Raw genomic sequence first — 1,664 nt, 5'->3', positions numbered from 1 at the left:
TGGCGGGATGTTTTGGGGGTGGAGCGGGTCGGGGTGCATGACAATTTCTTCGAGTTGGGTGGGCATTCGATCCGGGCGGTCGCTTTGGTGGGCGCTCTCCGCAAGAACGGCTTCGACATCTCGGTCCGTGACGTCTTCGAACACCGCACCATCGCCGAACTCATGGACCGTCTGCCCGGCCTCGGATCCCCGCTGACCGAGACCCCCCTGGTCCGGCCCTTCGAACTGCTCGCCGAAGAGGACCGGGCGGCGATGCCCAGCGGTGTCTCCGACGCCTACCCCCTCGCGTACGTGCAGGCGGGCATGCTGCTGGAGCTCATGGCCGGCGACGAGCGGAACCCCTACCACAACGTCACCTCCTTCCGTGTCCGGGACGAGCGGCCCTTCGATCCGGAGGCCTTCCGTGCCGCCGCCCGGCTGGTGACCCGTCGGCACGAGGTGCTGCGCACCTCCTTCGACCTGGACGGCTACTCCGTCCCCCTGCAGCTCGTGCACACCGAAACCGAACTCCACGTCGAGGTGCGCGACCTGAGCGGCCTCGGCGAGGCGGAGGTCGGCCGATCACTACGGCGGTTCACCGCCGACGAGCGCGCCCGGTTGTTCGACCTGACCAGGCCGGGGCTGATCCGCCTGTTCGCGCACGTCTGCGACGACCGGTCCTGGTGGCTGTCGGTCACCGAGTGCCACGCGATCCTGGAGGGCTGGAGCCACCACTCCATGCTGATGGAGTTGCTGGAGTACTACCGGGTGATCCGGGACGGCGCCGTGCCCGACCCGGCTCCGCTGCCCGCCCTGCGTTACGCCGACTTCGTGGCCGCCGAACAGCGGTCGCTTGAGTCCGAGGACGACAGGGCCTTCTGGCGCGGCGTCGTCACCGACCACCCCAAGCTGGCACTTCCGGAGACCTGGGGCGACCGGCCGGACACGCCGCGCGCCGTCCGGCAGGCGGTGGTCTCCTTCACCGACCTTGAGGACGGCCTGCGCGCCCTGGCCGCCGCCGCCGGGGTGCCGCTGAAGAGCGTGCTGCTGGCCGCGTACATGAAGGTGCTGAGCCAGATCACCGACCAGGAGTCCTTCCACACCGGACTGGTCCTGCACGGCAGGCCGGAGGCCGACGGCGCCGACCGTGTCTACGGCCTGTACCTGAACACGCTTCCGTTCCCCTACACCAGGGGTGCCCGTACCTGGCATGACCTGGTGAACGAGGTGTTCACCACCGAGACGGCCATGTGGCGGCACCGCCGGTTCCCCCTGGGGGCGATCCAGCACGAGACCGGCGGGCGGCTGCTCGACGGCATGTTCATCTACCTCGACTTCGACCAGGTCGACACCGAGCTGGTCGACTACCTGGCCAGCATCGACGACAGCCCGACCGAGTTCCCGCTGCACGTGTCCGTCAGGGTCGGCCACGTCGCCATCGCCGTGGACACCCACGTGATCGGCGAGAGGAACGCCGACCGCCTGGCGGAGATGTACCGGCAGGTCCTGGTCGCGATGGCCGCCGATCCGTACGGCGACGCCCGCACCGTCTTCCTGCCCGCCTCCGACCGCGCCCTCCTCGACGGCCTGACCGCTGAGGTGGGGGGTGTTTCGCGGTGTGTGCATGAGGTGTTTGAGGAGCGGGTGGTGGTGTGTCCGGATGCGGTGGCGGTGGTGTGTGGTGA

General features: G+C 69.2%; 1 protein-coding gene. It reads left to right on the top strand.

Features of this window, described 5'->3' with window-relative positions:
• Positions 1-18: 18 nt before the first annotated feature.
• On the top strand, positions 19-1,664 hold a 1,646-nt coding region (locus ABZ470_RS41640), incomplete at its 3' end, for a condensation domain-containing protein (protein ID WP_362918723.1).

Origin of the sequence: Streptosporangium sp. NPDC020072 (assembly GCF_040631445.1) — a bacterium.
GTDB lineage: Bacteria > Actinomycetota > Actinomycetes > Streptosporangiales > Streptosporangiaceae > Streptosporangium.
Note: the sequence above shows the minus strand (reverse complement) of the source record. Positions and strands in the feature narration are given on the sequence as shown.